Origin of the sequence: Schaalia odontolytica, assembly GCF_005696695.1 — a bacterium.
In the GTDB taxonomy this organism is placed as follows: Bacteria; Actinomycetota; Actinomycetes; order Actinomycetales; family Actinomycetaceae; genus Pauljensenia; species Pauljensenia odontolytica_C.
The window spans coordinates 159,196-175,708 of the sequence record NZ_CP040006.1 but is presented as its reverse complement, the minus strand read 5'-3'; the positions used below and the strand labels follow the sequence as shown (position 1 = coordinate 175,708).

At 67.6% G+C, this 16,513-nt stretch carries 8 protein-coding genes; 1 reads left to right on the top strand and 7 read right to left on the bottom strand.

Annotated features, from left to right (window positions below):
• Positions 1 to 124: 124 nt before the first annotated feature.
• From FBF35_RS00795 to FBF35_RS00770, 6 genes are all read right to left on the bottom strand, one after another.
• Positions 125 to 631, bottom strand: a complete 507-nt coding sequence (locus FBF35_RS00795) for a low molecular weight protein-tyrosine-phosphatase (protein ID WP_060566163.1) — start codon at positions 629 to 631, stop codon at positions 125 to 127.
• A gap of 62 nt (positions 632 to 693) precedes the next feature.
• Complete coding sequence (gene mtnN / locus FBF35_RS00790) at positions 694 to 1,437, bottom strand: 5'-methylthioadenosine/S-adenosylhomocysteine nucleosidase (protein ID WP_060566162.1); 744 nt, start codon at positions 1,435 to 1,437, stop codon at positions 694 to 696.
• A gap of 118 nt (positions 1,438 to 1,555) precedes the next feature.
• A complete protein-coding gene (locus tag FBF35_RS00785) occupies positions 1,556 to 4,153 on the bottom strand; it encodes a SpaA isopeptide-forming pilin-related protein (RefSeq protein WP_060566161.1) in 2,598 nt (865 codons plus the stop codon).
• 132 nt (positions 4,154 to 4,285) lie between these two features.
• On the bottom strand, positions 4,286 to 5,404 hold the full coding sequence (locus tag FBF35_RS00780) for a class C sortase (protein ID WP_060566160.1): 1,119 nt from the start codon (positions 5,402 to 5,404) through the stop codon (positions 4,286 to 4,288).
• Positions 5,405 to 5,537: 133 nt separating this feature from the next.
• Positions 5,538 to 7,148 carry a SpaH/EbpB family LPXTG-anchored major pilin gene (locus FBF35_RS00775; protein WP_082632834.1) on the bottom strand — a complete coding sequence of 537 codons (1,611 nt, stop codon included), beginning with the start codon at positions 7,146 to 7,148 and terminating at the stop codon, positions 5,538 to 5,540.
• Between the two features lie 81 nt (positions 7,149 to 7,229).
• A complete protein-coding gene (locus FBF35_RS00770; RefSeq protein ID WP_060566158.1) occupies positions 7,230 to 10,238 on the bottom strand; it encodes a prealbumin-like fold domain-containing protein in 3,009 nt (1,002 codons plus the stop codon).
• A gap of 851 nt (positions 10,239 to 11,089) precedes the next feature.
• Between FBF35_RS00770 and FBF35_RS00765 the strand changes: the two genes are divergently transcribed.
• Complete coding sequence (locus FBF35_RS00765; RefSeq protein WP_060566157.1) at positions 11,090 to 12,835, top strand: L-serine ammonia-lyase, iron-sulfur-dependent, subunit alpha; 1,746 nt, start codon at positions 11,090 to 11,092, stop codon at positions 12,833 to 12,835.
• A 1,118-nt stretch (positions 12,836 to 13,953) separates the two neighbouring features.
• On the opposite strand, the gene FBF35_RS00760 is transcribed toward FBF35_RS00765, so the two are convergent.
• A complete protein-coding gene (locus FBF35_RS00760; protein ID WP_060566156.1) occupies positions 13,954 to 16,488 on the bottom strand; it encodes an FtsX-like permease family protein in 2,535 nt (844 codons plus the stop codon).
• Positions 16,489 to 16,513 lie beyond the last annotated feature (25 nt).

Sequence of the window (16,513 nt, the reverse complement as noted above, 5' to 3'; positions counted from 1 at the left end):
CACTGCTCTTTCAACATTTGAATTCTAAACGTTGAAATCATGCGGTTTTCTCGGGGTAATCCGAAGATCCCTCAGGGGAATTACGTGCGAAATTAATGGGGCAACAAGGAATCAGTCCGCGCGCCTAGCGCACGAGGGCGAGGATCTGCGGGGTGACCCGCTCGATAACCTCGAGGGTGTCCAGGAAGTCCTGGTGGCCGCCGTACCAGGGGTCGGGCACGTCGCCGCTGCCCTCGGGGTCGAGGTCGCGGTACAGGCACACACGCGGCCCCTGGCCCAGGTCGGCGGCGGACGCGGGCGCACCCTCGTGCTCAACCCCGACGCGCTCGGCGAGGCGCTCCAGGACGTTCAGGTGGCGCGAGGTCATGGCCAGCACGAGGTCCCACTCCCCCAGCTCGCCGGCGCGGATCTGGCGCGCACGATGATCGGGCACGATGTACCCGGCGTCGCGCAGCACGCGAGCGGCGCGGCGGTCGATCGGGTTGCCCTGCTCTTCGTCGGAGACGCCGGCGCTATCGACGACGACATCCACGCCGGCGCGCGCGGCGGCCTGTTCGAGGACCGCGTGGGCCATCGTGGAGCGGCAGATGTTACCGGTGCACACCATAAGGACGCGGGCGGGGCGGGTCATGTTCGTTTCCGTTCGTTCGGGGCGGGACGAGGCCGGGGCAGGCACGAGGCCGGGGCGGGCGCTCAGAGCAGCGTCAGGTAGGCGCGCACGGCCTGGGCGCTGTGGGCAGCGGCGCGGGCGCCGTCCATGTGGAAGGCCTGGTCGGCGGTGGGGCCGCACAGGTCGGAGACGGCTCGCAACGAGATCCAGTCGACGTCGGAGGACCAGCAGACCTGGGCCATTGCGCAGGTTTCCATGTCGGTGCCAATGGCGTCGGGGAAGCGCTCGCGCATGGGGCCAACGTTGGCCTCGGTGCAGAAGGAGTCGGAGGAGACGATGCGCCCGCGGCGCACGGGGTGTTCGATGAGGCCGCGCAGGATGGGAAGGCGCTCTTCGGCGGCTTCGGAGGTGGTGTAGTCGACGGGCATCTGGGGGACCTGGCCCATGGCGTAGCCGAAGGCGGTCGCATCCGCCTGCCCGTAGATGGCGCGGGTGCCGGCGGCGATGTCGCCAACGTTGATGTCGCGGGCGAGCCCGCCGGTGGTGCCGGCGGCGATGACGATGGGCGCCTCGACAAGGGTGAGGGCGCGCGCGGTCGCGGAGGCGGCGTTGGCCAGGCCGATGCCGGAGGTGACGACCAGGACGGTGCGTCCGTCGAGAATGCCGAGCACGAAGCGCTGGGCCTTGTGGCTGCCCGCGAGGATGGCCTGGGGCGTCTCGTCGTCCCCGATGGGCGCGAGCTCGTGCAGGAGGGGCGCGGCCTCCATGTCCATGGCGGCTTGGATGATGGCGTCAACGCGGATGCGCTCGGGGAAGCTGAGGTTCATGGTTCCCATCGTAGGGGACGAGGCCCGCCGCGGTCGCGCTCGCCTCGCGCGGTGGCGGCACAGCGGGGCGCGCGCCACAGGGGACGCGAAGCGGGACCGAGCCCCGGCCTCGTACCGGTTAGGCGGAGCGGCGGCGCACCCACGCGCACACGCCGGCGAGGCCGAGGAGGGCGGCGCCGAGGCCGAGGTGGGGGTAGATGCCCGCGGAGCCGGAGTTGGGCAGGACGCCGACCTGGGTGTCGACGACGCGGATGGCGGGCAGCGCGGCGGCGCCCGTACCCGAGGCGGCGGGGATGACGCGCACGGAGGTAAAGCCCTCGTCGGCGCCGAAGTCGGTGGTGATCACCGTGGAGGCCGAGGCGTCGGCGCCCACCTCGATGTGGAAGGGCACGGCGCGGGGCAGGAGGACGTGCCCGGCGGGGGCGCGGGTCTCGACGAGCCAGTAGGTCTTGCCGGTCTCAAGGGGCGCGGTGACGAACTGCGATTCGCCGTCGGAGGTGGAGACGGGGGTACCGGTCAGGGCCTCGTTGTCGTAGATCGCAAAGGCGGCGCCCTCGAGCGGGTAGGTGCCGTCCTCGTTGGCCGTGCCGACGGGCTGGGTGCCGGCCTTTTCGATGCGGATGGTGCGCGGTCGGGCGGGCGCGCAGGCCTCGTTGTTGGCGGCGCCGTCGTGGTCGTAGGGGCCGGCGACGGAGTTGTAGAGGCCGCGCTTGGGGGTGAGGCGCCCGTTCGAGGGGACGCACTCGAGGGCGGCCTCGCTGTATCCGGCCGCCGCCTTGTCGCGGGCGGCCTTCATGCGGATGAACCAGGTCGCTGACTTTCCGGGTTCGACGGTGGTGCCCTGGGTGAGGACGTAGGTGGCGGCGCGGTTCTGTTCGCGGGCGCCGCGCAGCCCATCGAGAGAGGTGGCGATCGCCGCGGAGCGCAGGGTGAGGCCGGGCGCGAAGGCCGGGGTGTCGACGAGGCGGCCGGTCGTGCCCGCGATCGTGCCGTCGTTCGTGGCGGTCACGCGGTAGGTGACGGTGATCGTGTCGCCCGAGGCGCCCTCGACGCTTTCGACGGTCTTGTCGATGCGCAGCTTGGGGGCCTGCTGCTGGATCGTGAAGTTGCAGGTGATGGGCACGGCGGCCGCGGTCTTGGCCGGGGGCACGTCGGAGAAGTCGATGCCGCCGGTCATGGGGTCGCGGGTGACGTTGACGGCCTCGCCGATGCCGTTGACGCAGTTGATGTCGGTGAGCTCCCAGCGCGCGGAGTTCGGGTCGTCGGAGACCTTCCAGGGGCCAAAGTAGCCGGGTTCGCCGAAGCGCAGGGGGCGGCGCCCGGGGATGCGCGGACCGGTCTCGGCGATGACGAACTGGGAGTAGCCGGGGATGAAGGCCTGGTACCCCGACGTCACCGTGCCGTCCTTGCCGTAGCCCGTGGGGGTCAGGGGACTGTCCTCGAAGGAGGACCAGTCGACGAAGCCGCCAGCGTTCTCGGCGGTCTTGAGGGGCTCGCCCGTGGGCGAGACGAAATCACCGATACCCAGCGTCGTGAAGTTGAAGGAGGGGATCTTGCCGCCGATCGCCTCGGATTCAGGGGTCACGGTCTTGGCGATGCGGATGTAGCGCTCCTGGCTGAAGGTGGCGTACAGGCACCCATACGAGGTCTTGTTTTCCTTCGAGCTGAAGGTGGATACGGGGGTGACGCCCTCGGGCGGCGTGTCCGGGCAGGTGCCGTCGCCGCTGGGGGTGAAGCCGGCGATGACGAGGCGGTACGGGATTCCGTCGATCATGACGGTCTTGTTCGAGGTGGTCCGCGAGATCGTCAGCACGTCGTCGGAGTTGGGGCTCTGGTCGGGCGTACCCGCGGCGTCGGGGTACGCAGCCGGGTTGTTCGTGTAGATGTCGCGGTTGCCTCGGCCCTTGCCGACGTGACGGTAGCAGTACCAGACGCCCGATCCGGCGTCGCGGTTGAGGGCGGCGTAGGGCGCGTTCGCGGGGCAGGAGTTCGGTCCGTTGGCGCGCGAGGCGAGCATGTAGGCGCCCTCGTCGCTCAGGGCGGCGGTGGTGTCGGTGTCGTCCTCGGTCTCCTCCTGGTCGAAGGGAAAGGAGTCCTCGATGCCGCCGATGTTGACGTCGATCGACGAGTGGACCCACCGGCTGGCCGAGTGCACCTGGAAGTTGTTGTGTCGCACGGTGCCCAGGAGGAAGGGCTTGCCGATGGGAACGTCGCCCGGGTTGTTGGGCTTGTAGCCCAGGGCGTTGGTGTTCTGCGGCGAGATGACGCCGGTGGCGACGGGGTTGGCGGCGGGCAGGCCGCGCGCGATGTAGGTCCAGTAGTCCCCCGACGCGACGGCGGCGTCCAGCATTGGCTGGGCGGTCCCGGCCTGGAGGGGGGCCGAGGACTGGGCGGGGTCGGCCGCATCAAAGGGGCCCGCGCCGCGCACGGTTCCGACGTAGGCATTGTCGGGAACGTTGGTCGTGCGGTCCGTGGCCGAGCCGTTGATGGTGGTCGCGCCGAGGCGGCCTGTGGACGAGGTGACGGGGACGGTGCCGCCGCCGGGGGGCTCCAGCGTGGCGTCGGCGTCCGCGCGTTCGGGGGCGACGAGGCCGGGGAGGGCTGCGCCCGCGACGAGGAGGGCGGCGAGGGCACGCGCGACGGTGCCGCGAGGCCGGGACTTGGCCCTCGCGTGCGTGGCGCGGCGGGAGCGTGCGCCGCTGGGGTGGTGCTCCACGTACCCTCCAGGTCGTTTGACAGTTACTCACTGACTCTAGCGTAAATACGCGGAAACGCGCGGGTGAGCTTACTCGCTCGTCCGCGCGTTTCCGCGTCTCAGGTGCCCCACGGGGGCACGTGAAAGGGTTGCTTACTGCTTGCCGCGTTCCTCAAGCATCTTCCTCAGGGCGGCGGTGCGGCCGGCGTTGATCTCCTCCTCGGAGATCTGCTCGGCGTCCGTCAGCAGGTCGGGGGCGGCGGGCGCGTCGGGGGCGTCGGCGACGGACTCAGCGGCCTCGGCGGACTCAGCGGCCTCGGCGGACTCAGCCCCGGCCTCGTCCCCGGCCTCGGCGGAGGCGAGCGCAGCAGCGGCGGCGCCCTCAATCTCCTGCGGCTCCTCGTCGTTGCGCTTGCGGGAGCGCAGCCAGAGGATGCCGGCAACGAGCAGGATGACGGCGACGGACGCGAGGACGGCGATCATCCACGGCTTCATGACGGAGCCCTTGACCTGCGCGGCTTCGGCGGCCACGGCCTCCTCGTCCATGGGGACGCGCTCGCCGGTCACGAGGAGGCGGTGCGTGTTGACTCCGTAGGGGGTACAGGTGATGAGGGTGGCGAGGTCCTTGCCTTCGACCTTGTTGAGGGACTCGGTCTCGTGGGGCAGGACGACGCGGATGTCGGTGACCTGGTACTTGAGGTGGCGCCCGGCGGTCTCGATGTAGAAGTAGTCGCCCATCTTGACGCTGGTCAGCTGGTCGAACATGGTGGCGTTGCCCAGGCCGGTGTGGCCGGTGAGGACCGTGTGCGTGGATTCGCCGCCGACGGGCAGGGCGGTGCCGAAGAGGTGGCCGATGCCCTTGTCGAGCGTCGCGGTGTCGGTGCCGTGGTAGATCGGCAGGTTGACGTCGATCGAGGGGATCTTGATGGTCGCCATGACGTCGTTGAGGTTGAGCTGGCTCAGGTAGTCCTGGTACTGCGCAGTGCCGGGGCGCTGGGCGTCCAGCCAGGGGTCGAGGATCGGCGACTCGGAGGCCTTGAGGTTGTATTCGTCGGCGCGGCGCAGGGACTCGGCGACGGCGTCGGGGCCGGCCTGCTCGGCGACGGCGCTGAATTCAGAGGCGATGCGTTCCTGGCGCGCGTTGTTGTACTGGGTCGCGAAGACGGGGTACAGGAGGACCAGGATGCCGGCCAGCAGCAGGATCGGGGGCGCGATGGTGAGGAGACGCCACTTGAGGGGTGTCTTCTTCTTGTCGGGCGCTTGGGTGCTCACGCTTTCTCCGTTCATTGCCGAGGCCGTGGAAGTTTGTCTGGTTACAGGGTAGTACCGCTGGGGGCGGTTGCGGGCAACGCAAGGGGGGTGTGGACCCGCGGGTCCACACCCCCCTGTGTGTCGCTAGCTAGGCTCAGGCGTCGGCCTGCTCCTTGCGGCGCTTGTTGGCCAGCGCGATCGCACCGGAGCCGCCCACGAGGAGGGCGCCAGCGCCGATCAGGACGCCAACACCGGCAGCACCGGTCAGCGGCAGGTTGAAGCCACCGTTCTTCGGGACGTCCTTCACCGTGGTGTTGAGGGTGTACTCGTTGTCAGCCTTGGAGTTGGACTGCAGGATCTGGAAGGCGATCGGGCGGGTCTGGAGCTCGAAGCCCTCGGGAGCCTTGGTCTCAACGAGGCAGTAGTAGCCGGGGTTGGCGACGGCGGCGTTGTTCGCCCAGTCGTTGTTGCGCAGGCCGTCGATGGTGACCTCACCGTTGGCGTCGGTGGTGTAGGTCTCGGTGCCGGCGGGCGACAGCTTCTTGTCGAGGGTCGCGTCAACGGACTCGAAGTTCGCGGTCGGGGTGGTCTGAGGCGTGCACTGGTAGACCTCGAACTCGGCGCCCTTCAGCTTGGCGTTGGTGTCCTTAGCGGAGACCTTGGTGATCTTCACCTTGCCGAACTTGGAGACAACCTCGGAGTTCGGGTAATCCGGCGGGGGAACCTCACCCGAGTTGGGCTTCCAGCCATTGGAGGGAGCGTTGGGGAGCAGGATGGCCTTGTTCTTGAACAGGCCGTCAGCCTCAACCTTGTCCTTGACGGTGCCGGCCAGGTCCATCTGGACCTTGGTGTTGTCGTCCTTGCGGTTGGCGATCAGCTTGGCGCGGCCATCAGCGGTGAACTCGGCGGTCCAGAACTTGGTCTTGCCATCGGTGCCATCGGCGGCGATCAGCTTGTAGTCGGTGCCCTTGGCCAGGGCGACCTCGCCGTTCTTGCCGTCGACGATCTTCAGCGTGATGCCGGCCTCGGGCAGCTCCACACGCTTGTCGTACTGGTCGACGACGTCGTAGAAGTCGAGGGCCTCAGCGGCGGGGATGTCCGACTTGATGGTGTAGGAGATGTCCGAGCCGATGGCCGGGGTGTTCTCGTCGGCGACGGTCTTCTCGATGCCGGCCTTGGAGTTCTTCGGGTAGGCGTGGACGTCGTAGACCCACTTGTTGAGGTCGGTCGGGTGCGTCATGGGCACCGTGATGATGAAGGGTTTGGAGCCGACGTAGCCGGCGGGGGTCACGGTCTCGGTCACGACGTAGGCGCCGAGGGGGAGGCTGTCAAACTTAGCCAGACCGCCACCGGCGGTGGTCTTGGTGACGGCAGCGTCAACGCCGTCAGCCTTCGCGGTGTCAACGTTGCCGTTGAAGCCAGCGAGCTTCTCCCAGCCGGCCTGCGTGGTGAGGTCGACGTTGGTCAGCTTCTCGACGGTGAAGGTCGCGCCGTCGAGGGGGTCGCCGGTCGCGGTGGCGTCCTCGAGGCCGTTGCCAGCGGTGGTGCCGTTGTTGGCGTCCTTGACCAGCTTGTGGATGGTGATGGAGCCGGTCTTGGTGGCGTCGAGGTCGACCAGCGACGGGGCGCGCGTGACGGTCGCCGCAAGGCCGAAGGCGGGGGCAGCCTGGGTCGCGGAGGTGGCGGCGGGCAGGGCCAGCGCGCCGGCGGCGACGGCGAAGGCTGCGAGCAGGCTCAGGCTGCGGCGGGTCTTCGTGGTGCTCATTGGTTTTCTTTCTCCTGTGTGTGTGATTTCGGGAGTTTTTTCTGATGGTGGGTCTCGTGGTCACGGGACCTCATGGGTGGCTCAGGCGATTGCCTTGCGCCTCTTGGTGGTGACCACGGTCATCACCATCGCCCCGGACATGAGCGCCGCTGCGACGCCGATGTAGGGGTAGATTCCGGTGCTGCCAGCCTTGGGCAGCTCGCCAACCTCGGTGTCCTTGACAACGATGGTGGCCTTGCGGGTTCCGGCGGCCAGGAAGCCCTTGTCGCCGGGCATGCTACTGTCCGACGCGAACGCCTGGACGGCGCTCGTGGCCCACTTGGCCTGGTCCTTCAGGTCGGCCGCGAGCTCAACGTTCGTGCCGGAGCCGCCGGCGTGGACGGTGGTCAGCTTGAACTCGAGGGGCTGGGGCAGCAGGGAGTGTCCGGCGGGGGCCTTGGTCTCGACCAGCCAGTAGGCAGTGTCGATGTTCAGGTCGCTGACGGACCAGTAGTAGCCGTCGGTCGCGGTCGCCTGGGTCAGGGTCTTGACGACCTGGGCGTTGGCGTCCGTGTTGGGGTTGGACTTGTAGATCTCGAACTCAGCGCCCGCGAGGGGGTACAGCTTGACTCCATTGGGGCCCGTGTACTGGTTATCCGCGTCGGTGAAGGTCTTACCCGTGTTCTGCGTGCCGGCCTTCACCACCACGAAGTCGTGGGGGACGGTGGGGCCGCAGGCCTTGTTGTTGTCCGTGCCGTCCCAGTCCTTGCCGTTCTCAGCCAGGACCTCGTTGAAGAGGCCGTAGCCGGCAACGGGGATATTCTCCCTCGGAGTCGAGCAGGCCAGGTCGGCCTCGTTGTAGCCGGCGGCCGCAGTGTTGCGGACGACCGCGAAGCGGATCCAGTATTCCTTGGTGGCCCCGGCAGCGAGCTCGACGCCGTCGGTCAGCGTGTAGACGCCGTTCGTGGCGGTGGCGTTGGACGCGGAGTCCAGGCCGGCCTGGGTTTCGGCGATCTTCGCGGACTGGATTTCCAGGCCCTTGGCGAAGTCGGGCTTGTCGGTGAGCTTGCCGGTGTTGGCGGCCAGCGAGCCGTCGTTGGTGGCGACGATCTTGTAGTCCACGTTGAAGCTCGTGGCGCCGTTGGCGCCGCCGTTCGCCTCGATGGACTTCTCGACGCGCAGCTTGGGAGCCTGGTATTCGTTGACGAACGTACAGGTGATGGGGGCTGCCTCATCGGACTTTGCACCGCCGACGTTCTTGAAGCTAACGCCGCGCTCGGTCTTGGTCACGGCGACGTCTTCACCGATGCCGTTGACGCACTTGATGTCCTTGAGGTTCCACTTGTCCTCGCCGCCGGTGTTGATGTCCTTCTCCGTGATGGTGAAGTCGGAGTTGCCGACCTCGAAGGGGATGAACACCGAGTCGTACTTCGCCTGGGTCTCACCGAAGGCGGTGGGGGTGAGCGTCGCAGCCGGGTCGGCTGCGGAGATGTACGAGGCCTTGGCGGGGGCGGAGGATGCCGTGGGCTTCGAAACGGTCACCGTGCCGGTGGTCGCCGGGGTACGGTCGGTGTTATCGTGCCAGGTCGCGCCGGTCTCCACCGAGAAGTTGGCGGCGGGGATGGTCGGGTTGGCGCCCGCCGGATCCTCAACGGCCTTCGCGATGCGCACGGAGCGCTCCTCGGTGATGACGCCGTAGAGGCAGCCGTAGTTGACCGAGAGCTCCTGCGTAATGAAGGTGTCGGTGCGCTTGGCATCCGGAGCGGGGGTCGCCGGGCACTGAGCCGTCGGAATACTCTGAATATTCTCCGGGGTGATCAGCGTCCTGGGGTTGTCCGCGGGAACGAAGCCCCACAGCTGCAGGCGGTAGGTACGACCGTTCTTCGTGAAGGTCTGGTCCGACGTCGTCTTCGTCAGCTTCACGTTATCCCACACGTAGGGGTTCTCGTTGACGTTACCCTTGGCGCCCGGCCACTCACGCGGCAGAACCTCGGGATGATTGGTACCCAGAGTGCTGGCGGGTTGCTCGGCACCCTTGTTGTAGTACTGGCTGTAGAGGTCGTACTCGCCGTTGCCCTCGCCCACGTACTTGACGCAGTACATACGTCCGGACTGGGTCTCGGGCTTGTTGACGTAACCCTTCGAGCGATCGCTCGCGTCGACCGGGTCCGGCTCGTAGGCGGGACCAATGAAGGAACCGGAGGGCGTGTAACCGGGGGTACCGTACTTGCCACCTGCAAGGAGCCAGTCGCGGGGCCACTTACCCTCGATCTGCTGGGTCGCGGGCCAACCGTTGAGCCCAAAGTCGGAGGAGCAGGTGCCCGTGCCAGGCTCGCCGGCCGTCTTCACGTAGGCGCCGCCCTTGCGGTAGATGATCGTCGTCGCCAGGGTGTTGGACGTCTCCTGGTTGACGAAGGGGAAGTTCTCAGGCGTGCTGCCGACCAGGTCCGGGAGCGTGAGATTCAGGCTCGAGTGCAGGAACTGCTTGACATTTGCGCCGCCACGGATCGGCAGGTTGTTATGACGGATGGCGCCGAGCAGGAAGGTCTGACCCGGCTGGACGGTGCCCGGGTCGTTCGGCTTAAAGCCGATAGCGGACTGGCCATTCACCCAGATCGTGCCGTCGCCACCATTCTTCCACTGTTCATAGTGGGCCTGCATCCACTTTTGACTATCGTCCGCCTTCGCAGGGTTCTCATCCCACTTCCAGGGCCAGCCGCGGGCGATGTAGGTCCAGGCATCATTATTCTTCGCGTACTCGCCGCCAAGGAACGTCGTCATCGGGGCAGTGCCCGTCCTGATCCTGTCAGCAGGCTTGTCGCTCATGGCCTTGACGATGCCGTAGCGGATGAAGTTGTCGGGAAGGCTGGTGGTCGTGTCCGTCGCAGACGCGTTGACGAAGCCCGTTCCCATGTTGGCGCGAACGGGGCCAACTTCAATTCCGGTGGCGGCAGGCTCCTGGGCGGCCTGAGCCGCCTGGGGGGTGGCGACCTGGGAGACGACCAGCGTACCGGTGGCGGTTGCCACGACGGCCAGGGCGGCCAGGGCGCGGGACGCGACTCCTGCTCGCTTGGTCCGCGCGTGGCCTGCGCGCGCTCGACTCGTTGCCATTAATCGATCTCCTTGAAGACTGTTGCTTCGCTGTGTCGTACTCGGGGGGATGTCCCGAGAGGTTTTTCCACAACCTTGATGACACTCAGCGTACGACGCGGTTACCGAAAAATGCAACCCATTTTCTGCAGCTTTGCTAGTGGTCTACCTTACAGAAAAACAGTCAAGTGATATTTCCGCAGGAAATCAACGATTGACCTACTGGTTTCAATCTATGAAAACGTGTCTTTTCGGCTATTTTCATCTTTTTTAACGGCTGGAAACAAATCAAAGTGTGGAACTTTGCAGCGCTTGACAGGTTCCCAACAATCAACCGATAAGCCTATTTTCAGACCGGTGTCACCCCCAAAGCGTCAAGCAATGCAAGGAAAATCCTTTGTCCTGTCACCCATTTCCACTCAAACTTCTTCCCACCTGCGAACACATAGGACTTTCGACCCACCCAGAGGCCGCCGCGGGTCCTACAGGGCAATAAGGATGTGGCTGCGGCGCCCGTGGGCGGCAGCAGGGCCAGGGCACGCACAAGCACGCCCGATTGGAGGCCGCCGCGTGGCCTGCGGGGCAATAGGGGTGTGACTGCGGCGCTCGTGGGCGGCGGCAGGGCCAGGGCGGGCACGCGCACGCCCGATTGGAGGCCGCCGAGTGGCCTGCGGGGCCTGGCCGGGCTTCGAGCCGACGCGCCGAGCGAAGCTCGCGGCGCGGACGGCGAGCGGGCGGGCAGGCCACGCGGCGGCCGGAAATCAGGCGGGCAGAGCAACGCCGGAGATCTGGCGGGCAGAGCAACGCCGGAGATCTGGCGGGCCACAGCCACAACAGGCATTCCCCCAGGCGGCTGCTGCACAATAGTCCCCATGGATCTTCGCCCCGTCGCCCTTGGCGCATCTGTCACGACGTACGACCCGTCGCGTCCCACGCCCGCAGCTATCGTCTCGGGCGAGGTGGCCGCGCACGATGCGCCGCACCCCCTGTCGGTCTTCGACATGTTCCGCATTGGCATCGGGCCGTCCTCGTCGCACACGGTGGGTCCGATGCGCGCGGGTCTGGCATTCACGACGGAGCTGACGACGCTGAAGCCGCCGTCGCACATCACGATTGACCTGTTCGGGTCGCTGGGTGCGACGGGCCGCGGTCACTCGACGGACCGCGCGGTCCTCCTCGGCCTGGCGGGCTACGACCCAGAGACGGTGGACATCGAGACGGTGGAGTCCATCCTGCCGACCCTGGCCTCGTCGAACATGCTGACGCTGCCGAGCGGCACGCAGGTCCCCCTCAACATCGCCGAGGACGTGCGTTTCGTGCCGCGCACGGTCCTGCCCTATCACGTGAACGCGCTGACGATCACCGCCTCCGACGATGACGGCACCGTGATCCTGGAGCGCACCTATTATTCGGTGGGCGGCGGCTTCGTCATGATTCAGACGAATGACGACCCACAGAACCCGGAGGTGTCTTCGCTCGCGACGAGCCAGGCGGGCGTCGGCATCGACGTTCCCGCGCCGCACCCATTCGTATCCGGCGCGCAGTTGCTCGCCGCGTGCGACGCGTCCGGCCTGAGCATCGCGGAGCTCGTGCGCAGGAACGAGGAGGCGGTGCGCCCCCACGAGACCGTCAACGCCTACCTGGATCGCATCGCCGACACGATGTTCGACTGCGTGGATGCGGGCACGTCGGCGGCGGGCATCCTGCCGGGCGGCCTGGACGTGCCGCGCCGCGCCCGCGCGCTCGCCGGCAAGCTCGCGGAGCGCCTGACGGGCATCCCTCAGGCTTCGACGGACGAGGCCGGGGCCTCCTTGAGCGCATCTCCCGCGGAGGGCGTGCGCTCCCCCGGTGCACGCGCCTGGGTGTCGACCGTGGCCGACCCGATGCGGGCGATGGACTGGGTGAACCTCTTCGCCCTGGCCGTGAACGAGGAGAACGCGGCGGGCCACCGCGTCGTGACCGCACCGACGAACGGCGCGGCCGGCGTGATCCCCGCGGTCCTGGGCTACCTGGTGACGCACTGCCCGGAGACGGGGTCGACGCCCGGCGTGGCGGCGGGTCCGGCGACGGAGGACGGCGCGGTCACCCCGCTGGCGCACATTCGCATGACGACGGAGGATTCCTCGGAGACTTCTTCGGACGATCCCGCGTCGCCCGAGGCCTGCGCAGCCCGCCGCCGCGCCCTCGTGCACGACTTCCTGCTGGCGGCGACGGCGATCGGCGCCCTTATTAAGACGAACGCGTCCATCGCGGGCGCTGAGGTCGGCTGCCAGGGCGAGGTCGGGTCGGCCTCGGCGATGGCGGCCGCTGGCCTAGCGCAGGCCCTCGGCGGCACCCCGCAGCAGGTGGAGAACGCGGCGGAGATCGCGATGGAGCACTCGCTGGGCCTGACGTGCGACCCGGTGGCGGGCCTCGTGCAGGTGCCGTGCATCGAGCGCAACGCGATCGCGGCCGTCAAGGCAATCAACGCGGCGCGCATGGCCCTGTGGGGCGACGGCCGCCACACGGTGAGCCTCGACGTGGTCATTGAGACGATGCGTCAGACCGGCAACGACATGCTCTCGAAGTACAAGGAGACCTCGGAGGGCGGCCTGGCCGTCAACGTCGTGGAGTGCTGAGGCCTGCGGGGCCCACACACTCGCTCGCCTGCACAGTCAACCCGATGGGTGGCGGCCTGGGCCCCTTCATGCGCACCTGGGCTCGATAACATGCGCACGGGCCACTAAGTCCGCACGTTAACCCGATGACATGCGTGTGGGCAGCGCCGCCCAGGTGCATGTCTAGGGGTTTACGTGCGTATCAAAGGGTTTACGTGCAGGTCAGTGGGTTAACGTGCGATCTATCGGGTGAGCACTCCGGATACTGGCCTCACGTGCGAGCACATGCACCGCGCCAGACACCTTTGTGCCCAAAACGCAGACCACCTCGCCCACGACAGCCCGTTTTCAGCGTTTTTCACCGAGGTGGTCTGTGTTTTCGGCGCCGCACCACCCCAAGCTGCGACCTCAGAGCCTCAAAACGGGGGGAATGACGCCATCCAAAGCTCCGACACGCCGGCGACACGCCGTCAGAAGGCTTCGCATGGCGCAAACCCCCATTACCGCCCCAATCGGAGGCCACCCCATGGTTTGCTGGGCGAGGACTCACCGCTTACGGCAGCCATGCGTTACAAACGTCGTCAAACTGGAGCATTTTGAAACGCCCTTCAACAGCCTCTGTTACAAACGTCGTCAATCTGAGCCAAAAAACCAGTATTTTCAATGAAAAAGGCGTCGGATTGACGACGTTTGTAACAACCACACAAGAATCCCCACAAAAAACTCCTCGGATTGACGACGTTTGTAACAAAACACAAGCAGGCCCGCCCAATCGGCGGCCACCGCGAGGCCTACGGGGCCAGGCTGCGGTGCCGGTGGGCGGCGGCGGGGCCTGGCCGGGGTTCGAGGCGACGCACAAGCACACGTCAGCACACCGGGCCCCACTGGTGTGGAGGGCGCCGGAGGGACCGGAGGGCACGGGCGGGCTTCGAGGCGCGGCGCCGAACGAAGTGAGGCCGCCTAGCCTCGCGGGCGGCCGGGGCCTCCGGCGCCCGGAACACCCGTAGGGCCACAAGCAACAACACGCGGCGCCCGGAACACCAGCGGGGCCACACAGCACCACCATACCAACGGGTGGGGCGCCTCGCGGCACCCCACCCGTCATCAACACCAGTCAACCAACCGCAGTCAACAAGCAATCACTCCGTCGCCAGCGCCTCCGAGGGGCTGACCTTGGCGGCCCGGCGGCCGGGCAGCCACGAGGCGATCAGCGCGGACACAATGGCCACGACGCACACGCCGACCAGCTGCAGCCACGGCACGCTCAGCACGGGAGTAGCCCCATCAATCGGCAGGCTCATGACGCCGACCCACCCGAAGGCGACGCCCATGCCGACGCCGATCAGCGCACCGGTCATCGACAGGAACAGCGCTTCGAGGGCGAGGAGGCTCTTCATCTGGCGTCGCGTCAGGCCGAGCGCCCGCAGCAGCCCGTTTTCGCGGATGCGTTCGGCGACCGACAGGGACAGCGTGTTGGCCACACCCACCAGGGACACGAGGACGGACACGCCGAGCAGTCCGACGAGGACAAGCATCAGCTTGTCGATGATCTTCGTGTACATCTGGCGCTCCAGGGCGGAGCCGTTAACGCTCAGCTGCGAGTCCTTGAGCAGCGCAGCCTGGACGGTCTCGGCGTCAGCCCCGTCGGCCATCTTGATGATGATCGCCTGACGCTCGAGCGAGGTCGCGATGGATCGCAGGGTCCTCTCAGAGACTTGGGCCTCCCCGACGCTGCCGTTCTTGTCGTAGGTGGCACTCAGGTCCACGCACGTGTCGGCGCACAGGCGCAGCGTCTGCCCGGCCAGGGCCTCGTCGCCGACGCGCACCTGGTTATCGCCCAGCTGGGTGACGGTCGAGTGGGTGACGCCCGTGTAGTCGGGTTCTCCGGTGATCATCACCGACGAGGCCTGGGCCTCGTCCTCCGCCCCGGTTCCCTCACCGGAAGCGTAGGCGGGCGCGCCCGAGGTGGTCGTCAGGGTGCCGGGGGCGGCGTACTGGGCGACGGTGGCGGCGACGCCGTCGGTGGCCGCGATGGCGGCCTGCTGGTCGTCGGTGAGCGCTCCGCTCGTGGAGGTGGCCATGAGGTCGAAGGGTCGGGCGTCGTTCACGGCGTTGGTCAGCGTGGTGCGCACGGATGCGGCGCCGACGATGATGGTGACGACGAGGGTCACGCCGATGATGATCGCGGTGCCGGTCGCGGAGGTGCGTCCGGGGTTGCGCATCGTGTTCTCGCGGGCCATGGCGGACAGCGTGCCCGGGAAGACCGAGCCGAACGCGCGGGTGAGGGCCGGCAGCAGCACGGAGGCGACGAGAAGCGCGCCAAGGAGGGCCAGGAGTGACCCGCCGAAAGCCCCAAGGAATTTCGTGCCGCCGCTATCCGAGCGCCACGCGAGGGCCACGGAGGCGCAGCCGGCCACCGCGACGAGCGCGCCGATGATGAAGCGGACGGTGTGCTTCTTGCGGGCGGCGGCCCCGGCCTCGTTCACGGGGGCGAGGGCGGCGACGGGCGCGACGCGGGAGGCGGCGCGGGCCGGGAAGACGCCGACCAGGGTCGTGAACAGGGTGGCGCCCAGCCACGTGAACACAAGCTGCCAGATGGAGGCCCCCGCCAGCGCCGCGACGACGCTAGAGGCCAGGCCGGTGCCCGCCTCCGCGAGCGCGCCAATCAGCCAGCCGAGTGCGACGCCAATCGCGGACGAGATCGCTCCGATCGCGAGGGCCTCGCGGGTCACGAGCGAGCGGACCTGGCGCCTGGTTGCTCCCAGCGTGCGCAGCAGCGCCAGTTCGCGGGTGCGCTGCGTGAGCACCACTCGGAAGGTCGAGGAGACGACGATAGAGGCCACGAGCGCCGCGATCGCCGGGAAGATCAGCATGATGCCCATCGTCACGGACGCTCCCAGGCGCGCCTGGTTGAGGTCGTCCTGGATTGCCTTGTGCACGCTGGTCACGGTCACGCCCGAGACGCCGCTGAGCGCGGAGTTTGCTGTTGCCACCCACTCGTCCTGGGTGGCGCTGGGAGGGTTTGCGTTGCTGTCCGTATCCGATCCGGAAGTTGCGACGATGAACTGGCCGGAGGCGGTCGTTCCAAAGATCGCGGAGAATCCGCCGTCGGTCACGTAGCTGGCGGGCACGCCCATGCTGATGGTGTTCGAGCGCGTGGTGCCGACGATGGTGAGGGTGCGGTAGTCGCCCTCGGTGAATCCGGCGCGTACGCGGACGGTGTCGCCGACCTTCAGCGAGAGGGTCAAGGCCGTGTGCTCGGGGATGGCGATCTGGTCGTCGGCGGTCGGGGTGGTTCCGGCGCTCAGGTCGAGGTCGGCGAAGGGCTTGGGGGCCAGCGGCGACACGTAGAGGCCGGCGCGAGTCGCGTCGGTTTGGGCGTCGGCGGGCCACTGGGCCATGTGCTTGATGGCGGTGACGCCGCTGGTGGAGCGCAGGATTTCTTCGGCGCGCTGAGTCGACTCGTCGGTCGCGTCCTTGTTCTGGGAGACGACGACCGTGCCGCCTCGGTACTGGCTGTAGACGCTGGAGGTCAGGCCCGAGGTCATCGCCGTCATGACGATGAGGGTGATGACGATGAAGGCCGTGGAGATGGCGACGGCCAGGCCGGTGGAGATGTAGCGGCGGCCGTGGGAGCGCAGGTTAGCGCTCAGGAGGGAGTTTGTTGCAGACATGAGGTGAGCCTTGGGGAGTGGGCGC